Origin of the sequence: Pseudomonas sp. RL (assembly GCF_000647775.1) — a bacterium.
Lineage (GTDB): Bacteria > Pseudomonadota > Gammaproteobacteria > Pseudomonadales > Pseudomonadaceae > Serpens > Serpens flexibilis.
The window spans coordinates 19,178-40,507 of record NZ_JBOY01000010.1 but is presented as its reverse complement, the minus strand read 5'-3'; the positions used below and the strand labels follow the sequence as shown (position 1 = coordinate 40,507).

At 67.3% G+C, this 21,330-nt stretch carries 22 protein-coding genes; 11 read left to right on the top strand and 11 right to left on the bottom strand.

Going from position 1 to position 21,330, the window contains the following annotated elements:
• Positions 1 to 13 precede the first annotated feature (13 nt).
• Together AS93_RS0102835 and AS93_RS0102830 are read right to left on the bottom strand one after the other, a co-directional pair.
• On the bottom strand, positions 14 to 1,306 hold the full coding sequence (locus AS93_RS0102835) for a sorbosone dehydrogenase family protein (protein ID WP_027589179.1): 1,293 nt from the start codon (positions 1,304 to 1,306) through the stop codon (positions 14 to 16).
• On the bottom strand, positions 1,303 to 1,728 hold the full coding sequence (locus AS93_RS0102830) for a DUF2231 domain-containing protein (RefSeq protein ID WP_027589178.1): 426 nt from the start codon (positions 1,726 to 1,728) through the stop codon (positions 1,303 to 1,305). Before AS93_RS0102830 ends, AS93_RS0102835 begins: the two co-directional genes overlap by 4 nt.
• A 221-nt stretch (positions 1,729 to 1,949) precedes the next feature.
• Here AS93_RS0102830 and AS93_RS0102825 point away from each other — a divergent pair, with 221 nt between their 5' ends.
• From AS93_RS0102825 to AS93_RS0102815, 3 genes are all read left to right on the top strand, one after another.
• The gene (locus tag AS93_RS0102825; protein WP_027589177.1) at positions 1,950 to 3,749 is read left to right on the top strand and encodes a thiamine pyrophosphate-requiring protein; all 1,800 of its coding nucleotides are present in this window, start codon (positions 1,950 to 1,952) and stop codon (positions 3,747 to 3,749) included.
• A 181-nt stretch (positions 3,750 to 3,930) separates the two neighbouring features.
• Positions 3,931 to 5,037, top strand: coding sequence for a mechanosensitive ion channel family protein (locus tag AS93_RS0102820; RefSeq protein ID WP_027589176.1), 1,107 nt, complete (start codon positions 3,931 to 3,933; stop codon positions 5,035 to 5,037).
• An 80-nt stretch (positions 5,038 to 5,117) separates the two neighbouring features.
• Positions 5,118 to 7,013: an alpha/beta hydrolase gene (locus AS93_RS0102815; RefSeq protein ID WP_051587316.1), complete on the top strand. Its 1,896-nt coding sequence runs from the start codon at positions 5,118 to 5,120 to the stop codon at positions 7,011 to 7,013.
• Positions 7,014 to 7,016: 3 nt separating this feature from the next.
• Here the strand turns inward: AS93_RS0102815 and AS93_RS0102810 are convergent, their stop codons facing one another.
• Both AS93_RS0102810 and AS93_RS0102805 read right to left on the bottom strand, forming a co-directional pair.
• The gene (locus tag AS93_RS0102810; protein WP_027589174.1) at positions 7,017 to 7,469 is read right to left on the bottom strand and encodes a thioesterase domain-containing protein; all 453 of its coding nucleotides are present in this window, start codon (positions 7,467 to 7,469) and stop codon (positions 7,017 to 7,019) included.
• A 70-nt stretch (positions 7,470 to 7,539) separates the two neighbouring features.
• On the bottom strand, positions 7,540 to 8,466 hold the full coding sequence (locus AS93_RS0102805) for an AEC family transporter (RefSeq protein WP_027589173.1): 927 nt from the start codon (positions 8,464 to 8,466) through the stop codon (positions 7,540 to 7,542).
• Positions 8,467 to 8,590: 124 nt separating this feature from the next.
• Between AS93_RS0102805 and AS93_RS0102800 the strand changes: the two genes are divergently transcribed.
• The 3 genes from AS93_RS0102800 to AS93_RS0102790 all read left to right on the top strand — a co-directional run bounded on the left by AS93_RS0102800 (position 8,591) and on the right by AS93_RS0102790 (position 12,267).
• The gene (locus tag AS93_RS0102800; protein ID WP_256214678.1) at positions 8,591 to 9,601 is read left to right on the top strand and encodes an amidohydrolase family protein; all 1,011 of its coding nucleotides are present in this window, start codon (positions 8,591 to 8,593) and stop codon (positions 9,599 to 9,601) included.
• 108 nt (positions 9,602 to 9,709) lie between these two features.
• A complete protein-coding gene (locus AS93_RS0102795; RefSeq protein ID WP_256214676.1) occupies positions 9,710 to 11,320 on the top strand; it encodes a methyl-accepting chemotaxis protein in 1,611 nt (536 codons plus the stop codon).
• An 83-nt stretch (positions 11,321 to 11,403) separates the two neighbouring features.
• On the top strand, positions 11,404 to 12,267 hold the full coding sequence (locus AS93_RS0102790; RefSeq protein ID WP_027589170.1) for a LysR family transcriptional regulator: 864 nt from the start codon (positions 11,404 to 11,406) through the stop codon (positions 12,265 to 12,267).
• On the opposite strand, the gene AS93_RS0102785 is transcribed toward AS93_RS0102790, so the two are convergent.
• Positions 12,268 to 13,398: an HPP family protein gene (locus tag AS93_RS0102785; protein WP_037008434.1), complete on the bottom strand. Its 1,131-nt coding sequence runs from the start codon at positions 13,396 to 13,398 to the stop codon at positions 12,268 to 12,270.
• Between the two features lie 231 nt (positions 13,399 to 13,629).
• Here AS93_RS0102785 and AS93_RS0102780 point away from each other — a divergent pair, with 231 nt between their 5' ends.
• Positions 13,630 to 14,052 (top strand): DUF6306 domain-containing protein, encoded by a 423-nt coding sequence (locus AS93_RS0102780; protein ID WP_037008432.1) that lies wholly within the window; start codon positions 13,630 to 13,632, stop codon positions 14,050 to 14,052.
• Positions 14,053 to 14,063: 11 nt separating this feature from the next.
• On the opposite strand, the gene AS93_RS18615 is transcribed toward AS93_RS0102780, so the two are convergent.
• Genes AS93_RS18615 through AS93_RS0102765 form a run of 3 tightly spaced genes read right to left on the bottom strand, consistent with a single transcriptional unit; the run spans position 14,064 to position 15,264 of the window.
• Complete coding sequence (locus AS93_RS18615; protein WP_177324716.1) at positions 14,064 to 14,489, bottom strand: hypothetical protein; 426 nt, start codon at positions 14,487 to 14,489, stop codon at positions 14,064 to 14,066.
• Positions 14,486 to 14,890 (bottom strand): phage holin family protein, encoded by a 405-nt coding sequence (locus tag AS93_RS0102770; RefSeq protein ID WP_027589167.1) that lies wholly within the window; start codon positions 14,888 to 14,890, stop codon positions 14,486 to 14,488. Before AS93_RS0102770 ends, AS93_RS18615 begins: the two co-directional genes overlap by 4 nt.
• 11 nt (positions 14,891 to 14,901) lie before the next feature.
• Positions 14,902 to 15,264 (bottom strand): DUF883 family protein, encoded by a 363-nt coding sequence (locus AS93_RS0102765; RefSeq protein WP_256214677.1) that lies wholly within the window; start codon positions 15,262 to 15,264, stop codon positions 14,902 to 14,904.
• 209 nt (positions 15,265 to 15,473) lie between these two features.
• Here AS93_RS0102765 and AS93_RS0102760 point away from each other — a divergent pair, with 209 nt between their 5' ends.
• Complete coding sequence (locus AS93_RS0102760; protein WP_027589165.1) at positions 15,474 to 15,710, top strand: glutaredoxin family protein; 237 nt, start codon at positions 15,474 to 15,476, stop codon at positions 15,708 to 15,710.
• 5 nt (positions 15,711 to 15,715) lie between these two features.
• Here AS93_RS0102760 and AS93_RS0102755 read toward each other — a convergent pair whose 3' ends face one another.
• From AS93_RS0102755 to ytfE, 3 genes are read right to left on the bottom strand one after another with little or no spacing between them, the layout of a single operon-like run.
• A complete protein-coding gene (locus AS93_RS0102755; RefSeq protein ID WP_027589164.1) occupies positions 15,716 to 15,907 on the bottom strand; it encodes a hypothetical protein in 192 nt (63 codons plus the stop codon).
• 34 nt (positions 15,908 to 15,941) lie between these two features.
• Positions 15,942 to 16,625, bottom strand: a complete 684-nt coding sequence (locus AS93_RS0102750; protein WP_027589163.1) for a Crp/Fnr family transcriptional regulator — start codon at positions 16,623 to 16,625, stop codon at positions 15,942 to 15,944.
• Between the two features lie 46 nt (positions 16,626 to 16,671).
• Positions 16,672 to 17,325, bottom strand: coding sequence for an iron-sulfur cluster repair protein YtfE (ytfE, locus tag AS93_RS0102745; protein ID WP_027589162.1), 654 nt, complete (start codon positions 17,323 to 17,325; stop codon positions 16,672 to 16,674).
• A 148-nt stretch (positions 17,326 to 17,473) separates the two neighbouring features.
• Here ytfE and norR point away from each other — a divergent pair, with 148 nt between their 5' ends.
• The 3 genes from norR to AS93_RS0102730 all read left to right on the top strand — a co-directional run bounded on the left by norR (position 17,474) and on the right by AS93_RS0102730 (position 21,279).
• Positions 17,474 to 19,003, top strand: a complete 1,530-nt coding sequence (gene norR / locus AS93_RS0102740; protein ID WP_027589161.1) for a nitric oxide reductase transcriptional regulator NorR — start codon at positions 17,474 to 17,476, stop codon at positions 19,001 to 19,003.
• A gap of 252 nt (positions 19,004 to 19,255) precedes the next feature.
• Complete coding sequence (locus AS93_RS0102735; protein WP_027589160.1) at positions 19,256 to 20,062, top strand: SDR family oxidoreductase; 807 nt, start codon at positions 19,256 to 19,258, stop codon at positions 20,060 to 20,062.
• A gap of 65 nt (positions 20,063 to 20,127) precedes the next feature.
• Positions 20,128 to 21,279 carry an MFS transporter gene (locus tag AS93_RS0102730; protein ID WP_027589159.1) on the top strand — a complete coding sequence of 384 codons (1,152 nt, stop codon included), beginning with the start codon at positions 20,128 to 20,130 and terminating at the stop codon, positions 21,277 to 21,279.
• The last annotated feature ends 51 nt before the right edge of the window (positions 21,280 to 21,330 follow it).

Here is a 21,330-nt window from a genome sequence, read left to right as displayed (position 1 = left end):
CCTTGTGTCCGGGTCACTCGGCCCGCGTCACCCGCCAGACCACATTGGCCAGATCGTCGGCGACGATCAGCGCCCCGCGCGGATCGACGGTCACGCCCACCGGCCGGCCGCGCGTCTTGCCATCCTCGGTTCGAAAGCCTGTGACGAATTCCACCGGCTGTCCCGCCGGCTGCCCGTTGCTGAACGGCACGAAGATCACCTTGTAGCCCACCGGGTGCTTGCGGTTCCAGCTGCCGTGTTCGCCAATGAACACCCCGTCGGCGAATCGCTCGCCCATCGCCGGGGTGGAGAAATCCAGGCCCAGGGCGGCGACGTGGGAACCCAGCGCGTAGTCGGGGGTGATGGCCGAGGCGACCTTGTCGGGATCCTGCGGTCGCACGCGGTCATCGACGTTCTGCCCCCAGTAGCTGTAGGGCCAACCGTAGAAGCCGCCTTCGCGCACCGAGGTGAGGTAGTCCGGCACCAGGTCCTCGCCCAGTTCGTCCCGCTCGTTGACCACCGCCCACAACTGCCCGGAACCCGGCTGGATCGCCAGCGCCGTCGGGTTGCGCAGGCCGGTGGCGTAGGGCTTGTAGGCGCCGGTTTCCGCGTCGATCTGCCAGACCATGGCGCGGTCCACCTCGGCCTCCATGCCGCGCTCGGTGATATTGCTGTTCGAGCCGATACCGACATACAGGTAGCGGCCGTCCGGGCTGATGGTCAGCGCCTTGGTCCAGTGGTGATTGATCTCGGCGGGCAGGCGGGTGATCTCGGCGGGCGGTCCACTGGCCTTGGTCTGCCCGTCCCGATAATCGAAACGCACCAGGGCGTCCTGGTTGGCCACGTACAGATTGCCCTCGAACAGCGCCAGCCCATACGGCGCGTTGAGGTTGTCGGCGAAGACCGTCTGCAGCTCGTAGCTGCCGTCGCCATCGGCGTCGCGCAGCAGGGTCAGGCGATCGCCGCTCTCGACCGGGGTGGTGCCCCTGGCCTTGATAACGCCGGCGATCACATCCTTCGGCTGGAGAGCCGGCGCGCTGCCGCCGCGTCCCTCGGCGACGAGAATGTCGCCATTGGGCAGCACCAGTGTCTGGCGCGGGATCTTCAGGTCGGTGGCGATGGCCGTGACGCGGTAACCCGACGGTACGGTCGGCGTCTGGTCGCCCCACGGCACCGGTTCGGCAATGTTCATGCTCGGCAGCAGCCCGCGCGTGGGCTCAGGCAGGGTGGGGGAGGTGCCGTATTCCTGAACGGTATCCTCACCGCCGCCGCAACCCGCGAGTGCCAGGGCCAGCGCCGAGGCGGTCAATGCATTCGACGGTTTCATCGGACCTCCCTCGCGTGCGGGCCGGCAAGGCCGACCCAGGTCGCCAAGCAGGCCAGCAGGGTGACGATCACCGAAAGCACCAGCCCGGTCGGCATGGTCGCCCAGGCGTCCTTGGCGTGCTGGAGGGCATTGATGAAGCCCAGCCCCCAGGTCGCCACCAGAAGCAGCACGTAGGTCATGGCCCGTCCCCGGCGGCCGGCAGCGATCAGGTTGGCCAGGGCAAACAGAATCGCCAGGCCGCAGAAGACCAGCCCCCCGGCAATCAGCCAGGAAGCGAAGTTGCTCCACTGGATGTGGTAGCTGCGGTAGTAGGCGATATCGCTCAGCAGGGCGCCGAGAAACAGCGGCACGGTCCCGGCCAGCAGCGTCGCATGCAGCGGGTTCGGCGTGCTTCGATAGGTGCGGTAGATGGTGTCGGTCACGGTGTTCCCCTCATCGCTGGGTGAGCCGGCTCGCTCTGACTGTGCCTAGAAGGGGATCGTGCGCTTGGCCCAGAGTTCAGTCGTCTGGTGGCGCCGCCTCGGATTCGCAACTGATCGGGCCCCTGTGCCCAGTCACGAACTAACCCCTGGCCATGGAGTCACGTGCACGTCTGCGGCCAAAAAGCCGGAACTGCCTCGTCAGCCGGCATGAGGAGCACGCCATGAACAACATGACGGTCAGCGACTACTTCGTCGAACGGCTCTATCAGTGGGGCGTGCGGCGCATCTATGGCTATCCCGGGGATGGCATCAATGGCGTGTTCGGCGCGCTGAACCGGGCCGATGGCAAGATTCGGTTCATCCAGGCGCGCCATGAGGAAATGGCGGCGTTCATGGCCTCGGCGGATGCCAAGTTCGGTGGCGGACCGGGGGTGTGCATCGCCACCTCAGGCCCCGGAGCTTCCCACCTGGTCACCGGCCTCTACGATGCGCGCCTCGACCACATGCCGGTGTTGGCCATCTGCGGCCAGCAGGCGCGTACCGCCATGGGCGCCCATTACCAGCAGGAGGTCGACCTGGCGTCCCTGTTCAAGGACGTCGCCGGCGCCTTCGTGCAGCAGGCCGCCGCGCCGGCCCAGGTGCGTCATCTGGTGGACCGCGCCATTCGCAGCGCGTTTGCCGAACGCAAGGTGGCGGTGATCATCCTGCCCAACGACCTGCAGGACGAGCCCTACAACGAGCCGCCGCGTGCCCACGGCGCGGTGCGTTCCGGCATCGGCTACAGCCGCCCGAAGGTGGTGCCCTACGAGCGCGAACTGCAGCAGGCTGCCGAGGTGCTGAATGCGGGCAACCGCGTGGCGATCCTGGTGGGCGCCGGCGCGCTGGATGCCACCGACGAGGTCATCGCGGTGGCCGAGCGGCTGGGCGCCGGCGCTGCCAAGGCGCTGCTCGGCAAGGCGGCCCTGCCGGACGACCTGCCGTGGGTCACCGGCTCGATCGGCCTGCTGGGCACCGAGCCGAGCTATAAGCTGATGACTGAATGCGACACCCTGCTGATGATCGGCTCCGGCTTTCCCTACGCCGAGTTCCTGCCGGAGGAAGGCCAGGCGCGCGGCGTGCAGATCGATATCAACGCCGACATGCTGAGCATTCGCTACCCCATGGAAGTGAACCTGCATGGGGATGCCGCCGAGACCCTGCGCGCCCTGCTGCCACTGCTGGAAGAAAAGACCGACCGCGGCTGGCGCCAACAGGTGGAGCACTGGCGTGGCGAGTGGGAGAGGACCCTGGAAGCACGGGCGCTGGCCAGCGCCAACCCGATCAACCCGCAGCGGGTCGCCTGGGAACTGTCGCCGCGCCTGCCGGACAACGCCATCATCACCTGTGATTCCGGCTCCTGCGCCAACTGGTTCGCCCGGGACATCAAGATCCGCCGGGGCATGCGCTGTTCGTTGTCCGGCGGCCTGGCCTCCATGGGCGCCGCAGTGCCCTATGCCATCGCCGCCAAGTTCGTGCACCCGGATCGCCCAGTGGTGGCGCTGGTGGGCGACGGCGCCATGCAAATGAGTAACCTGGCCGAGCTGATCACCGTGGCCAAGTACTGGCGGGAGTGGCAGAACCCGCACTGGGTCTGCTGCGTGTTCAACAACCAGGACCTCAACCAGGTGACCTGGGAGCAGCGGGTCATGCAGGGTGATCCGAAGTTCGCGGCCTCCCAGGACATTCCCGACGTGCCCTACCACCGCTTCGCCGAATCCATTGGGCTGAAGGGCATCCATGTCGATCGGGAAGACGCCGTGGCGGCTGCCTGGGACGAGGCGCTGGCGGCCGACCGGCCGGTGGTGATCGAATTCAAGACCGACCCGGATGTCCCGCCGCTGCCGCCACACATCAAACTGGAACAGGCCAAGGCTTATCTATCGGCGCTCTGGCAGGGCGATCCCGACCGCTCCGGAATCATCCGGCAGACCGCCAAACAGGTACTGGGCTCGCTGATGCCGGGGCATCGCGACAGGCAGTGAACGCTCCCGCGGCTTCTGCCGCGATGGGGCTGCGCCAGCACATCGCGGCTGAAGCCGCGTCACAAAGGCGGGCCGGCAGCCGCGTCCGCCGATGGAACTAATTCCAGCCGACGAACCCGAAAAACCTGGGCCTGTCCGTTCGGGCAGGCCGTTTTTTGCGTGTTGATAGGAGGTTCAGGCGATGAATTGGGAGCTGTTATTGGAAGAGGCGCTGTGGATCCGGGTCGCCCTGATTGTGGCCGTGACGCTGCTCAGTTACTGGGTACTGCGCGTGGCGCTGTCCTTCGTGACCAAACGGCTGCACAAGCGTGCCGAAGCAACCGCCAGCCGGCCGCTCGGTATCGTGGCGCAGATGCTCGCCCACACCAGCCACCTGCTGCTGTTCGCCTTCTCTCTGCTGATCGGCTTGAAGGTGGTCGAGCTGCCGGCGCGCTGGGAAGTCGCCCTGTCGCACGGCTGGTTCATTGCCCTGGCCTTCCAGGTGGCCCTGTGGGCGGACATGGCGGTGCGCCTGTGGGTGGAGGGTCTGACCCGCAACGGCAAGGCACGTAATCCGGTCACCACCACGCTGATCGGCATCATGGTGCGCCTGGTGGTGTGGACCATCATGCTGCTGTCGATCCTGGCCAACCTGGGCGTCAACATCACCGCGCTGGTGGCCAGCCTGGGGGTGGGCGGCATCGCCATTGCCCTGGCCGTGCAGACGCTGCTCAGCGACGTGTTCGCCTCGCTGTCCATCGGCATCGACAAGCCCTTCGAGATCGGCGACTTCGTGGTGTTCGGCGAGGTGGCCGGCACCATCGAGCACATTGGCCTGAAGAGCACCCGCATTCGGGCGTTGAGTGGCGAACAGGTGGTGTGTTCCAACGCCGACCTGCTCGGGCAGATCGTGCACAACTACAAGCGCATGAATACCCGACGCATCGTCTTCAAGTTCGGCATCGCCTACGAGACATCGAGCGCCCAGGCCCGCCAGGTGGGGCAACTGGTCAAGCGCATCATCGATGGGCTGGATGAGGTGACGTTCGATCGAGCCCACCTGCTGGCCTTCGACGACAGCCAGATGACCTACGAGGTCGTCTACATCATGCAGAGCGCCGACTACAACCGGTACATGGACATCCAGCAGGAGATCAACCTGGCGCTGATCGACGGGCTCGACGAGCTGGGCGTGAGTTTTGCCCATCCGGTGCGGCGGGTGGAGTTTATGGGCGGGCGCTTCCCGGAGGTCAAGGTGGCCGGCATCGCGAAGGAGGCGACTCGGCAGGATGCTGCACGGATGGGTTAGCGGTGACGGCTGCGGTTGTGCTGACGGACGCATGATCTGGCAAACTGCCATGCCCTCTCGGAACGCCCGCGCTGTCGCCGATGCCCACGCCGTTGTTTGCCTGTCGTCTCCTGCTGCTGCCCACCCTGTTGCTGCTCGCCGCCTGCGCCGGGGTTCGCGTGTCTGCCCTGGACATCCAGGACTACATGGCGCAGCGGCGTGGCGATGTGCTGACCACCGGCCGGCTGAGTGCCTCGGTGGGGGTCGCCCTGCAGGTCACCGGCATCGAGGCGGATGCCTGCGCGGATCGGCCGCCCTCGTGCCGTGAGGCATTGAAGGTGGCCGAGGGTCTGTCGGATGAGCTGCGCCTGTCGGTGCTGGCCGAGCTCTGGCTGCAGGAGGCGCTGCGGCTGGACGACGCACGCTACGAGCAGCGGGTGGTGGCCTACCTGGAAGCGGCGCGTTACGCCTACGCCTACCTGTTCCTGACCGGGCGCACGCTGGAAGAGCGGGCACTGGACGACCGGCAGACCCAGGTTCGCGACTACTACAACTTCGCGGTGCAGCAGGCCGCGCTGCTGATGTTTCGCCATTACCAGCGCAGCGCAAGCGTGGCGCAGCCGGATCGCGCGCGGCGGGTCGGCGACTGGACGGTGGTCGAGGCGTTCGGCGATCTGCCGTTCGATCCGCGCCAGTCGCAGCCCCTGGAGCTGATGCCGGCCTCGGCACTGAGCTTCGCCGGCGTGCGCAACCAGTACCGCCGGGACGGACTGGGTGCCGAGCTGGTGCTGGGCACGGCGCGAAGGGTGGTCGACCGGCACAGCGCCACCCGCAGCTGGAGCGAGACGCCCTTCATCGCGCTGACCGCCGTGGTGACCTTCCCCGGCGACAGCCTGGAGGCGGTGCTGAACACCCGCGAAGCGGTGATCAGTGCCTACGACCCATACCGGCATGCCAGTCTGCCGCTGGCAGGGCGGGTCATCCCGCTGGCCGCCAATTTCACTTCTGCCTATGGCGTGTGGCTGGCGCGTTCGGGCTTCGCCGCGCAGTCGCTGCTCACCCTGATCGGCAAGGGTGAGGTGCTCGAGCGCCCGCATGTGTACCTGCTACAGCCTTACGATCCCGGGCGCCGCACCCTCGTCATGCTGCACGGCCTGGCGAGCAGTCCGGAAGCCTGGATCAACGTGGCCAACGAGGTGATGGGCGACGAGGCACTGCGGCAGAACTACCAGATCTGGCAGGTCTACTACCCCACCCAGGTGCCGCTGGCGCTAAACCACCAGGAGATCCGCGATGCGCTGCTGGGCACCCTGCGCCACTTCGACCCGCAGGGCACCGCCATCGCCTCGCAGGACATGGTGCTGGTGGGGCACAGCATGGGCGGCGTACTGGCCAAGCTGATGGTGTCGCGGTTCGACGAAGGCCCGTGGCGGGCGTATCTCGCGCAGCAGAAGCTCGATGGCCTGGCCAGCGAGCGGCTGGAGCACTTGGCCCGCGAGCGCCTGCAGCCGCTGCCGCAGGTCAGCCGTGCGGTGTTCATCGCCGCGCCGCACCAGGGCACGCCGTTCGCCGAGCATTTCCTGGCGCGCTGGGCGACACGACTGATCCAGTTGCCGCTATCGGTGATGGTGCGCCTCAACGAAATGGCCCAGCTGCTGGTCGATCCGACCTCGGCCAAACCGGTGGTTCTGACGCAAGGCGTGACCAGCATTCACAACCTGGCCAGCCACAATCCGCTGATCCAGCTGGGCGCCCGGCTGCCGATTACGCCGTCGGTACGCTACCACTCGATCATCGGGCAGGACTCGCCCGATCAGCCGCTGGAAGCCTCCAGCGACGGCATCGTGCCCTACGCCAGTGCCCACCTGCCCGGGGCGGAATCCGAGCGGGTCATACCCGGTGGGCACAGCGTGCAGGAAACGCCTGAGGCGATCGTCGAGCTGCGCAGGATATTGCGCGTGCACCTGGCGGCGCTGCGTCAGCCACCGGTGGAGTAGCCGTCAGCGGTGCAGCACGTACTCGCCGCGCAGGCGCACGGCGTCGGCGCCGTCGGCGGCGGGAATGCGGATGTCCAGGTACAGGCGGGCCAGGCCGCGGCGGCGGAACTGGCTGGTGAACTTCTCCCAGTCCGCCGCGGACGGTGCCGCGCAGATGGCCACGGCGTCGTCGGCCACCGGCAGCGGGTAGTCGATCTGTCCGCCCTTGATGACGATGTGGCCTTCGCCCAGCTCGCTGTCGCGCAGGCGCAGCGTCAGCCAGCCCCAGCCGGCCAGCACGCACAGGCTGTAGAGGCTGCCGCCGAACATGGTGCCCTTGTGGTTGCTGTTGGCGGCCAGCGGCATGGCCAGCTGCAGGCTGTCGCCATCCCAGGCGCGCACGCTGAGCTGCATGGCGCGGGTCAGCGGGATGTCGTGATGGATGAGGTCTTCGAGGAAGCGGCAATCGGTGGTCATGGTGTGTTCCTGGTCCAGCGGTGCGCCACATGATCCTCGCCGGGCGCATGGCCTGCAATTGCCCCCGCGTTCAATAGCCCAGCCAGAGCAGGCACAGCGACAGGGTGAGCAGCGAGCCCAGGGTCGAATAGAGCACCACCCGCGACACGCGCGCGCCGCTGCGCTGGTAGTACTCGGCCAGCATGTAGGGGCCGGTGCCGGTGGGCAGCGCGGCCAGCAGCACGGCGCTGTGCGCCCACAGCGTCGGCAGTTCGAGCCACTCGAAGGCCACATACCAGGCCAGCAGCGGTTGCAGGATCAGCTTCATCGCCACCAGCGGAAGCACGCCGGGGGTGCTTTCCTGCTGCTTGTGGGCGAGGAACAGGCCCAGCGACACCAGCGCGCAGGGTGTGGTGGCGGCGCCGAGGATGCTCAGCAGATCGCTTGCGGGTTTGGGCAGTGGTACGCCGCCCCAGGCCCACAGTGCACCCAGCACCGGCGCAACCACCAGCGGGTTACCGGCCAGCGCCCGGCTGACCTTGCGCAGCGCAGGTCCCAGGGCCTTTTCGCCCTGCAGGGCCACTTCGACGCCGACCAGCGCCAGGGCGAAGATGCCGCACACCACCACCAGCGAGGCGATCAGCGCCGGCTCCAGGCCGTTCTCGCCGAAGACGATGATGCACAGCGGAATGCCCACGTAACCGGTGTTGGCATAGGCAGCACCGAGGGCGTCCAGCTGGGCATCGGCGGCCGCCCCCTTGCGGATGCGCCACACCAGGGCGAGCAGGAAAACCACCAGCGCGCTGCCGCCGAAGGCCAGCAGGAAGCCCGGCTGCCAGAGCCGTTCCCAGCTGGAGTTGGCGGTCACGCTGAACAGCAGCGCCGGCAGCGCCAGCCAGACCACGAAGCGGTTGAGCTCCGAGGCGGCGTGCGGGCCGAGGCGGTTGGTCCTGCGGCACACATAGCCGATCAGGATCAGGGCGAACACGGGCAGGACGATGGTGACGACGGAGAGCATGGACTTCTTCACCGGACAGGAGCCGAGCAGCCTACTTGAGCCAGGCATCGCTCGCCAAGGCGAACCACCGGCTCTGGCGCCGGGTCTATCGGCCATTGCCCGGGGAGGAATGACCGTGACACGGATGCCCTGCCTGTTGACCTGCTGCCTGGCTCTGGCCGCCTTCGAGGCGCCGGCTCGCGATTACCGCTTCGCCGACGCCCATGTCCACTACCTGGATTTCTTCCAGGAAAGCGAAGGCATGGACGCGCTCTTCGCCGCAATGGACGCCGCCGGGGTGGAGCATGTGATGCTCTCCGGCATCCCGGTGGCCAAGAAATGGCACGAGGATGAGCCCAAGCGTCCGCGCTACTACGCGGGCGACGATGCCGGGGCCTACTGGTACAGCGCCACCGATGTGTTCGTCGCCGCCGCGGTGAAGGCCCTGCCGGCGGATCGCCGGCGCCGCGTGCACCCCTTCCTGACCGGTTTCAACCCCGCCGACAAGAACGCCGACGCTCATATCCGTCGCATGCTGGAGCTTGACCCCGGGCTCTGGCAGGGCATAGGTGAGGTGTTCACCCGGCACGATGACCTTACCGCGCTCACCTATGGCGATGTGCCGCGCGCCAACAACGAGGCACTACGGCGCGTCTACCATCTGGCCGCCGAATACGACCTGCCGGTGCTGCTGCACGCCAACATCACCTCCAAGCGCGAGCGCAACCCGCTGTACCTGCCGGAAATTGAGGAGGCGCTGCGCAACCACCCCCATGTGCGCTTCATCTGGGCGCACGCTGGCACCAGCATGGAAATCCATCGGCACCAGGAGAAACTGGAATTCCTGCGTCCGACCCTGGCGCGCCTGCTGGAGGACTATCCCAACCTGTACATCGACCTGTCCTGGACGGTGCTGCGGCCGTACCTGCTGGACGCCAAGGGCCGGCCCGATCCGCGCTGGGTGGACCTGGTGGAACGCTACCCGGAGCGTTTCATGCTCGGCTCCGACGTGGTGGGCAGCTTTGGCAGCCTGGGCGAACTCATCCACGACTTCCGCCCGTTCCTCGACGCACTACCGGCCCCGGTGGCGCGGCGGGTGGCGCGCGACAACTTCCTGGCCATCCTGCCGGCGCGCGGCTCGGCCGACCAGCGGTAGAAAAATGCATTAAAGGTACTGGGGTGGACGTCGATACCCGTAATGTGACCGTTCGGTCACGATCCATCCTGCCCGCTATGTACGAGTGATCCATCGATGTTCCGAGATATGAAAGTGGCGCCACGCGCCGCGCTGGGATTTGGCCTGATTGCGTTTGTGGTGCTGCTGCTGGGGCTATTCGCGCTCAATCAGATGTCGGTCATGCGCGAGCAATCCCGGGACGTCGACGAGAACTGGCTGCCGAGTATCCTGGCGCTGAGCGATCTGGATCGCACCATGCTGCGTATCCGCGCGGTCACCCTGCGCCTGTCGGCGGTGCGCGACGAGCGCAGCCAGCAGCAGACCCTGGCGCAGCTGAACGAGTTGCTGGGCACGCTCGATGGCCTGGAGCGGGAGTATCGCCGCTACCTCAACGACGAGGAGGAGCGCCAGCTGTACGAGCGCTTCACCCGCCACCAGCGCAACTACCTGGGCGAGCATGCGCGCCTGATGGACTTCATCCGCGCCGGCAACGACGCGCAGGCCATGGAGGTGCTGGCCGGCGCCATCAACCAGCATGCCAATGACATGTCCAGCAGCCTGGGCGCGCTGCTCGACTTCAATCGCGCCGCGGCCGGCAAGGCGGCACGCTTTGCGGAAAACGTCTACGGCAACGCCATCGTCGGCGTGATCGTGGTCATCGTGGCGGCGGCGCTGCTGACTATCCTGCTGGCCTGGCTGTTCACCCGCAGCCTGCTGGTGCCGCTTGGCCAGGCGCTGGAGGAAGCCCTCGCCGTGGCGGCCGGCGACCTGACCCGCGAGATCCGCGTCACCGGTCGCGACGAGCCGGCGCAGTTGCTGGACGCCCTGCGCACCATGCAGGGCAACCTGCGCAGTGCCGTGCAGCAGATCGCCGACTCCTCCAGTCAGCTGGCCTCGGCCGCCGAGGAGCTGAACGCGGTCACCGAGAACTCCTCGCGCGGCCTGCACCAGCAGAACGACCAGATCGAGCAGGCCGCCACCGCCGTCAACGAGATGACCAGTGCGGTGGAGGAGGTGGCCCGCAGCGCGGTGGATACCTCCCAGGCCACCGGCGAAACCAACCGCACCGCCCTGCAGGGCCGCGATGCCGTGAAGCAGACTGTCGGCGCCATCCGCCAGCTGAGCGCCGAGGTCAACAGCAGCGCCGGCCAGGTGGGGCAACTGGCGGTCAAGGTACGCGACATCGGCCAGGTGCTCGACGTGATCCGCGCCATCGCCGATCAGACCAACCTGCTGGCGCTCAACGCCGCCATCGAGGCCGCCCGTGCCGGGGATGCCGGGCGCGGCTTCGCGGTGGTGGCCGATGAAGTGCGCGCACTGGCGCACCGCACCCAGCAGTCGACCCGAGAGATCGAGCAGATGATCGGCGGCGTGCAGCAGGACACCGAGCAGGCGGTCGGTGCCATGCAGCACAGCCTGGAGCGGGCCCGCAGCAGCGAGGACGTGGCGCAGGCGGCCGGTGAGGCGCTGGAGCAGATCGCCCAGGCCATCGCCGGCATCAACGAACGCAACCTGGTGATCGCCAGCGCCGCCGAGGAACAGGCCCAGGTGGCGCGCGAGGTGGACCGCAACCTGGTGGCGATCCGCGACCTGTCGCTGCAGAGTGCCGCCGGCGCCAACCAGACCAGCGCCGCCAGCCAGGAGCTGTCGCGGCTGGCGGTGGGGCTCAACGGACTGGTCACGCGCTTCCGCCTGTAGTCGCCGGACGACCTTCGTCCGGGTCGTCCTGCCGGAGCGCAGCCACTAGAATGGGCCGCCCAGCCCTTCAGACAAGTGCATCCATGGACATCGAGCTGGCTCGAACCTTTCTGGAAATCACCCGGGGCGGCAGCTTCATTGCCGCCGCCGAGCGCCTGCATGTCACCCAGACGGCCATTACCGCGCGGGTGCAGAAACTCGAAGCCCAGCTGGGCTGTTCGCTGTTCGTGCGCAACCGCGCCGGCGCGCGCTTGACCGCCAACGGCGAGAAGTTCATCGGCTACGCCAGCCAGCTGGTGCAGAGCTGGGAGGCTGCGCGCCGCGACCTGCCGCTGCCGGAAGGATGCGATTCCAGTCTGGCGGTGGGCGGCGAGATGAGCCTGTGCAACCCGCTGATGCTGTCCTGGGTCGCTGAGCTGCGCGAGCGGATTCCCGGCCATGCGATTCGCGCCGAGGTGGGGGAGAACGGTTACCTGCAGGAACGCCTGGAGCTGGGCCTGCTCGACTGCGTGCTGGTCTACCACCCCAGCTACTGGCCGGGCCTGCAGGTGGAGCCGGTGCTCGAGGAGCGCCTGATCCAGGTGCGCAACCCGGCCAAGCCCGAACCCTACGTGTATGTGGACTGGGGCGAGCCGTTCCGGCAGCGTCACGACGCGGCGCTGCCCGAGCGGGCGCGCGCCTCCCTGGCCTTCAACCTGGGGCCGCTGGCCCTGCAGTACCTCCTGCAGCAGGGTGGCAGCGGCTACTTCCGCAGTCGGGTGGTCGAGCATTACCTGGCCAGCGGGGCGCTCGAGCGCGTGCCGCAGGCGCCCGAATTCAGCTACCCGATCTACCTGGTCTATTCGCGCGAGCGCGACAGCCAGGTATTGCGCCAGGCCATCGGCCTCCTGCACGACGTGCTGGCGCGTCCCAGCGACTGGTCGCAGCGCTGGGATCCGATGATCTGATCAGCCGGCCTGGCGCAGCAGATCCTGTTGCAGGGCGGCGATGACATCGGTCTGGGTGATCATGCCCACCAGCACCTGATTCTCCAGCACCGGCACGCAGTGCAGCCCCTGGCTGGACATCAGGGTGATCAGCTCGGCCAGATGCAGCCGGTGGTCGACGCTCACCACCGGGCAGGTCATCACCTCGCGCAGCAGGGTTTCCCGGCGGCGGCCCAGCGGCCACAACTGGCGGCGGCGCGACTGGCCGATCAGGTCGATGACGCTGACGATGCCCACCAGCCGATTGTTCTCCAGCACGGGCAGGTTGCGCAGCCGATGGCGCTTGAGCATGGCCAGCGCCTGGTCGACAGTGGTGGTCGGGCTGGCGATACGCAGGTCGCGGGACATGATCTGCGCCGCGTTGATGTCGCCCATGCGCCGGCGCAGGGCATGACGCTCGGTGCTGCGCAGCAGCTGTTCCAGGTCGTCGGGCGTGATGTCGACGAAGCCGTCGAACTCGTCCAAAGCCTGGCGCAGATCGTCCGGGGACACGCCGGTGCGTTGCTCCGGCAGCGGATCGGCGGTGCCATGCAGCTCGTTGGAGCTGGCGGCAGCCTTCGGATAGCGGACGCCGGTCAGGTTGTTGTACATCAGGGCGCTGACCAGCAGCGTGAGCGCGCCGCTGAAGGCGGGCAGTACCAGGGCGAGCCCCGCGCCCTGGGTGTCCGCACCCGTCACGATCAGGCTTAGCGCCATGGCCCCGCCCGGGGGGTGCAGGCAGCGCAGCAGGTACATCAGCAGCAGCGATACACCCAGGGTCAGCGCGGCGACCCACAGACCGACCTCGCCGCCGTGGAAGTGAACCACCAGCGCGGCGCACAGGCCTGCCACGGCATAACTGCCCAGCAGCGACCAGGGTTGGGCCAGCGCGCCGGAGGGCACCGCATACAGCAGCAGCGCCGAGGCGCCGAGCGGGCCGAGCAGGTGCAGCGTCAGCGGCAAACCGAACAGTTGACTGTTGACCCAGGTGCACAGGGCGACCGCCAGGCCGGCGCCCAGGGTGGCGCGCAGCCACTCGCGAGGACGCGGTGAAGGGTTGGTAGGCAGCAGGTTGGCAAGCCAGGCGGGCAGGGGGGAAACCGGAAGGGCCATGATGTCCAGCAGGGTACGGCGGCAAGGCGAAAGGCGTGCAAGTCTGTACAAGGACCGAGATCAAGACAAATGAAATAAATTGGCTTTCGGGTGCAGGAAAATTGATATCAATGGCCTTTTGGTTGGCTTTGCATCAGTAATGGTGCAGGTCTGGAGCAATTTATTTCATTGTCGGCCCTCGTAAACGAGCGACTAGCATGGGCTGCACGCTGCATAGAGAGGAGCCATGCGATGAACAACAACGAGCGCGAGGCATTGATTGCCGCATTCAACGAGCTTCTGGCCGCCGAGCGCGCCGGCGCGCAGGTGGCTGCCGCCAGCCTGAAAGAAGTGCAGAGCGAGGCGCAGCGCAGCGTGCTGCAGCAGATCCATCGCGGGGAGGCGGACAGCTGTCGGCGCCTGCGCGACTGCCTGTTGCAGATGGGCGCCGAGCCCACCAGGGAGCGCGGAGCCTTCTACGAGAAGTGCATGGCCATCCCCGATCTGGTCGAACGCCTGAAACTGGTGGATCGAGGCCAGCAATGGGTGATCCGCAAGCTGGAAGCCCTGCTGCCGCAACTCGGCGACCCGCGCTTGCGCGAGGAGATGGAGGCGGTGCTGGTCACCCATCGCGACAACAGCCACGACTACGCCGCGCGGGCAGGACAGCTGTAGGGCGACCGGAGCTATCCGGGCACGTCCGGTGCGCGGGTGTTCACCGGCGGGGTCACGGCCTCGGGCGACACCGCTGGAGCTTCTGCCCATTCCCCCGTCCTGGCCGTTTGCTGGTCGTACTCCTGCTTGACCTCCTTGGCCACCTGCGCCGCCTTGAACATGGGGTAGATCAGCAATCCCAGGCGGGCCAGGGTGCCGACACGGCCCAGGCGCTTGCCGAACAGCGCGAGGAAGGCGGTGGCGCCGATCACCCAGGGCGCCTTGCGGGCATCCTGGTAACGCCCGGGGGCGCCGCCCATCAGCTGGCGAATATGGTCGAGCGGATGACGCAGCGGCTCGGCGTTGTACAGCACCTGCTGGCGATACATTTCCATGCGCAGACGAATCAGCTCCTTGTGTTGATCCATCGAGGCCGGTCGGCTCAAGGGTTCGTTCATGGCAACAGGCGCTCCCGGTTGCGGGCCATTTCTTCAAGGGTGTCGTGGAAGGGTCTTGCCTGGTTGCGGACCTGGCTCTTCGCCTTGCCGAAGCAGATGGCCACGCCGATGGCATACAGCACGCAGAGACCCAGGATCGCCAGCATGCGATGTTCGTCCCAGGCGGCGATGACGATGGCCGAGGACAGGCCGATCACCAGCAGCAGGCCGAACACCAGACCCAGCGCCGCGTAGGTCAGCAAGCGCAGCGTGCGGGCCTTTTCCTCCTTGATTTCCAGGCCGAGCAATTCCACGTGACCTTCCAGCAGGCCGAGCAGGGCGCCGCCAATGCGGCGCACCGATGGCCCGTCGTCGGCGCGGCTCTGGGCCGCGGCGGAAGGCGGAGTGAGGTTCTCGTCCATGGTCGCTCCCCTCAGCGACGCGGTGCGCTGAGCAGTCCCAGGAGGAAGCCGACGCCGGCGGCGATGCCCAGCGATTGCCAGGGATGTTCGTGCAGGTAGTCCTCGGTGGCCTGGCGGGCCGCCTGGCTCTGCTCGCGCAGACTGTTCTCGCTGTCCTTGAGCAGGCCCTTGGCGCGCTCGATGTTGGCGTTGATGCGATTGCGCAGCTCTTCGGTCTGGCCGCTGGCGCTGCCGGTGGTCTGCTTGAGGAGACTTTCGGCGTCGCTGATCAGGGTCTGGAATTCCCGGGAAATGGCGCGCTGGACATCATGCAGGTTGCGCCGGTGCACCTCCTTGTCGAAGGGGCGCTGCCCGCCCGTGCCGCCGCTGCCCATGGAGCCGAAGGTGCCCATGCCGGCGCCGCTGCTGGCGGAACCGGTGGTGCTGCCGGGATTGAGGGGTTCGAACGGATCATTCGTGGCCATGCGCGTTCTCCTGACGGGTGTGAACTCCCCGTTTCGAGCCCCGCTGCGCTGCAAGGTTCCTTGCCGCTGCCGACAGGATGGCGCGCGGTATACTGCGCGCCCCCGTCCGGAGAACGCCCATGCTTCCTGAATGCCAACTGTTCGGTACCCTCGGCTGCCACTTGTGCGAAGTGGCCGAGGCACTGCTGATGCCCTTCGTCGAGCACGGCCTGTTGGTGGAGCTGGTCGACATCAGCGAGCGCGAGGAGTGGGTGGAGCGCTACGGCCTGACGATTCCGGTGCTCCGCCGTTGCGACAGCGGTGCCGAGCTGAACTGGCCCTTCGACGCCGAACAGGTGGTGGCCTTCCTGCGTTAAGCCGGTCAGCTGATGCTGCGCGGCAGCCAGAAGAACATCACGAAACAGAACACCGTCAGGCCGATGCAGAAGGCCGCGAAGCGCCGCAGGCGCTTTTCGCGCGCCTGCTCCTCCAGCGCCGGCAGCGGCATGCCGCAGTCCTGGCAGTCGTCACGCGCAGATGGATTGTCCTGCTGGCAGTAGAGACACCTGGCCATCGTTACCTCCCCATGGCGTTTGGCGTGTGCCGGTTCATTCGAACTGCTCCAGGCGCTGGCGATCGAGGATGGTGATCACCCGGCCTTCCTGGCTGATGATGCCGTCGTCCAGCAGGTGGCGCATGATCCGCGAGAAGGTCTCCGGCTGGATCGACAGGTGACCGGCCACCAGTTGGCGGGTCATCGGCAGCTCGAAGGACGGACTGCCGTCCTGCACGCGGCCAAGCTGGGTGAGCAGGTAGCGCACCACGCGGTGGGTGGCGTTCTTCAGCGACAGGGTCTCGATCTCGTTGAGGCGCTGGTGCAGGCGGATACTCAGCTTGCCGAGCAGTGCGAAGGCCAGGCGGTTGTTGTCCTGCAGCAGGCGCATGTAGGTGGCGTTGGGGAACCGGTACAGCTGGGTGGGCGTGACCGTCTGCGCGGAGGCCACGTAGTTGGGGGTGTCCATCAGCATCATCGCCTCGGCGAAGGTCTGCCGGTTGGTCAGCACCTCGAACACCTTCTCCTGGCCGTCCGGCGTGAGCCGGTAGATCTTCACTGCGCCGGAAATCACGAAATAGAAGAAATGCGCCGGGTCGCCCTGGCGGAACAGCGTGTCGCCCTTCTCCAGGTTGAGCAGTTGGCTGCCCTGCATCAGTTGATCGAGCTGCTCGTCGCTGAGCGGCTCGAACAGATGGTGGCTGCGCAGGATCTGGCTGTGGACTCGGTGTAACACCATGAGCGTCTCTCCGTTCAGGCCGCTTGATCGGTAAGGGTGACTGCCTTCAACGGGCAAACAGTACGTTGTTTTCCAGGTGGATGTGCTGCATCAGGTCATCCCGCAGCTCCGCCAGTCCGCGATAGAGGGCGCGCCAGGTGTTGCAGGCATGCGGCGGCGGGGTGATGTCGTCGGTCATCTCATTCAGGCGAGCCAGCGCCTCGCCGTGCTGGTCGTGCTCGTAGCGCATCACCGCGATGGGGCCCTGCGCATGGGGATGGGGCGGCTCGCTCAGCAGTAGCGGGAAGAGGATCTTTTCCTCCTTGAGCATGTGGCTTTCCAGTTCCTGCTGCATGTTCCACAGGTGTTCGGCCAAGCCGTTAGGGCAGGTCGGATTCTGGCCATGCACCTGCTCCACCCGGCTGGCCAGGCGGATCAGCTCGGGCAGCTGTTCGCGATGGCGGGCGTGGAAGCGGGTGAGGATGTGCTCGATCAGCTCGGTGTTGCTGGCCTGGCGCCAGTCGGGCTGGTCGGTGTCGCCGTGCAATGCTTGCAGCTGCGCGGTGATGGCGTCGGCATCCAGGCCGCGCCTGACGCAGGCCTCGCGCAGGGTCTGCTGGCCACCGCAGCAGAAGTCCAGTTGGTGCTGGTGAAATACGCGGGTGGCACCGGGCAGGTCGGTGGCGAGGTCGCCGAGGGTCTGGTCGATCAGGGATGTCATGGCAGGGGCTCCGTTGAGCAGGCTTGCTGGTCTATCGCAAAGCACGTGCCACATACAACCTATTGATATAGCTAGGATTTTAAAAAGTAATGGTCAAAATAACCCGAAGCGAGTAGGGTTCTTTCGACCCTGTACGGTACTAATCACCATGATGGACGACAGCCTACTGGCCGACCTTGCCACCGAATTGCCGCACACCGTGCGCCTTCAACGCCTGGTGCACACCCTGCAGCAGCGTTTCCGCTGTGGTGCCGTGGTGCTGCTGCGCCTGGAAGATGACAGCCTGCTGCCGGTGGCGGCGACCGGCCTGGTGCGCGAGGCGCTGGGACGGCGTTTCGTGGTGGCCCGGCACCCGCGGCTGGCGACCATCCTCGCCCAGCGCGAGCCGGCCTGGTTCGAGCCGGGCAGCCGCCTTCCCGACCCCTATGACGGGCTGCTGGAAGGGCAGGAGGGCGACCCGCTGCCCGTGCACGACTGCATGGGGCAGAGCCTGTACGTGGAGGGTCGCCTGTGGGGCGCGCTGACTCTCGATGCGCTGCATGCCGGCACCTTCGACGATGCGGCGCGCCGCGACCTGCAGCGCTGTGCCCTGCTGATCGAAACGGCGGTGCGCATCACCCGCCTGGAGCATGAGAACCGCAGCTTGCGGATGGCGCGCAGCGACGTGCTGGAGCAGAACGTCAGCCTGGTGGAGGGCGAGCTGCTCGGTCGTAGCGAGGCGATCCGGGCGCTGCTGCACGAGCTGCAGGTGGTGGCCGAATCCGAGCTGCCGGTGTTGTTGCTCGGCGAAACCGGGGTGGGCAAGGAACTGTTCGCGCGCTGGTTGCACCGGCATTCGCCGCGCCGCGACCGGCCGCTGGTGCATGTGAACTGTGCGGCGCTGCCTGAGTCCCTGGCCGAAAGCGAACTGTTCGGCCACGCCAAGGGCGCCTTCTCCGGCGCCAGCAGCGAGCGACCGGGACGTTTCGAGGCGGCCAATGGCGGCACCCTGTTCCTCGACGAGGTGGGCGAACTGCCGCTGAGCGTTCAGGCCAAGCTGCTGCGCACCCTGCAGAACGGCGAAATCCAGCGCCTGGGCACCGACCAGCCGCGCCGCGTGGATGTGCGCATCATCGCCGCCACCAACCGCAACCTGCAGCAGAGCGTGCGCGAGGGGCTATTTCGCGCCGATCTCTATCACCGGCTGTCGGTCTACCCGGCGCCGATCCCGCCGTTGCGCGAGCGCGGCAACGATGTGCTGCTGCTGGCCGGTCACTTCCTGGAGCTGAACCGCACGCGCCTGGGGCTGCGCAGCGTGCGCCTGTCGCCGGCCGCCGAGCAGGCGCTGCTGGCATATCCCTGGCCGGGCAATGTGCGCGAGCTGGAGCATGTGATCAGCCGTGCGGCGCTGCGCCTGCTCAGCCGGGGCGGCGAGCGCGGCGCGATTCTCACCCTGGAGCCGGAATTGCTGGATCTGGACAGCACCGCCAGTGCGCCGCCGTCGGCGGCGCAGAGCGCCGGCGCGGTCTTGGCGGTGACCGACCCGCAGCCGTTGCGGGTCGTCGTCGATGCCTGCCAGCGCCAGGCCATCCGCCAGGCCCTGGAGGCGACCGGCGGCAGCTGGGCCCAGGCCGCCCGCCTGCTGGAACTGGACCCCAGCAACCTGCACAAGCTGGCGCGAAGGCTGGGCATGAAGTAGGGCGTGCACCCGAACCAGTAGGAGCGACTTCAGTCGCGAGCTTTGGGTGGGTCCCGCACGAGCGCCACGGCTAGAAACTCGCGGACAAGTGCGCTCCCACAAATAAGGCAAGTGCGGCTCCTGGACCACGTGGGAGCGAATTTTCATTCGCGAGCTTTTCCGCATTCATTCACCCCCCTGATAACGCCCATCGGCTGCCGGCGAGCGGATTAGACTCCGGCACGGCACAACAACAAGAAGGGCGATACCGCTATGCACAACCGCATCATGATCACCGGCGCCGGTTCTGGACTGGGCCGGGAAATCGCGCTTCGCTGGGCCCGCGAGGGTTGGCAACTCGCGCTGGGAGACATCAACCCGGACGGCCTGGAAGCAACCCTGGCCCTGGTGCGCGAGGCGGGCGGCGATGGCTTCACCCAGCGCTGTGACGTGCGCGACTACAGCCAGCTCACCGCCTTCGCCCAGGCCTGCGAGGCGCGTCTGGGCGGCATCGATGTGGTGGTCAACAACGCCGGCGTGGCTTCCGGCGGCTTCTTCAGCGACCTGTCGCTGGAGGACTGGGACTGGCAGCTGTCGATCAACCTGATGGGCGTGATCAAGGGCTGCAAGGCCTTCCTGCCGCTGCTCGAACGCAGCCAGGGGCGCCTCATCAACATCGCCTCGCTGGCCGCACTGATGCAGGCGCCGGCGATGAGCAACTACAACGTGGCCAAGGCCGGCGTGGTGGCGCTCTCGGAAAGCCTGCTGGTGGAACTCAAGCCGCAGGGCATCGACGTGCATGTGGTCTGCCCGTCGTTCTTCCAGACCAACCTGCTGGATTCCTTTCGCGGCCCGGACCCGGCCATGAAGGCGCAGGTGGGCAAGCTGCTGGACAGCTCGCCGATCAGCGCGGCGGACATCGCCGACTACATCTTCGCGGAAGTCGCCAAGGGCACCTTCATGATCCTGCCTCACGAACAGGGGCGCATGGCCTGGGCGATCAAGCGGCAGAACCCGGAGGTAATCTACCAGCAGATGATCGCCATGACCGAGAAGCTGCGCGCCAAGCGCGGGGCATGACGCTTGCCGGCCGGCGGGCGCCTGTGTAGGGTGCCCGGCTGGTCAACCGTTCCGGATGTTTCCGCATGCGTTCTCCCTCCCGCCTGTTGCTGCTGCTGGCGCTGGTCGTGGCCGCGCTGAACCTGCGGCCCGGCATCACCTCGCTGGCGCCGCTGATCGAACGCATCGCCACCGAGCTGGCGCTGAGTCGCGCCAGCATCAGCCTGACCACTGTGCTGCCGGTGATGTTCATGGGCCTGCTGGCGCCGCTGGCGCCCCGCCTGGCGCAGCGCGTTGGGCTGGAACGCACCCTGCTCGGTTGCCTGCTGTTGATCGCCCTGGCGCTGTCGCTGCGCCTGGCCGCCACTTCCAGCCTGGTGCTGATCGGCAGCGCCGCGCTGGTCGGCATCGGCATCGCCGTGGCCGGTCCGCTGATGTCCGGCTTCATCAAGCGTCACTTCGCCCAGGGCCTGGGCGCGGCCATCGGCTGGTTTTCCCTGAGCATGTCCATGGGCGGCGCCGCCGGCGTGGTGCTGACCCAGCCACTGACCCACGGTTTCGCCGACCGCTGGCCGCTGGCGCTGGCCTTCTGGGCACTGCCGGCGCTGCTGGCCGCATTGTTATGGCTGCGCCTGCCCAACCGCAGCGAGCCGCCCGGGCTGGTGCCAACCGGTGGACTGCCATGGACGGTGCCGCGCGCCTGGCTGATCACGGCCTTCTTTGCCCTGCAGTCGGGGTTGTTCTATGCGCTGAGCACCTGGCTGGTGGCGCGTTACGGCGAGGCCGGTCTAGGGGCGATGCGCAGCAACGGCCTGCTCAGCCTGTTCATGCTGGCCGGCATGCCCTGTTCATTCCTGGTGCCCTGGCTGGCGCACCGGGGCGTGAGCCGGCCGCTGCTGCTGGGTGGCTGCTCCACGCTGGCGCTGCTGTGCCTGTCACTGATCGCGCTGGCGCCGGCCTTCCAGCCCGAACTGACGGCGGCCTTGCTCGGCATCGCGCTGTCGAGTTCGTTCGCGCTGGCGCTGATCCTGCCCATGTACGAGGTGAACTCGCCGCTGGAGGTCAGCCGCTGGACGGCGATGATGCTGTCGGTCGGCTACACCCTGGCCTGTGTGATGCCGCTGCTGGTGGGCCTGTTGCGTGACCTGTCCGGCAGCTACCGGCTGCCGTTCACGGTGCTGGCGTTGATGGCCGCTGTCATGCTGCTGGTGACCCTGGCGCTGCGCCGGCGCGGCTGATGCGTCCTGCGCGCCCCTGTGCTAGCTTCCCCGCCCAGACCGTTTCTCTGG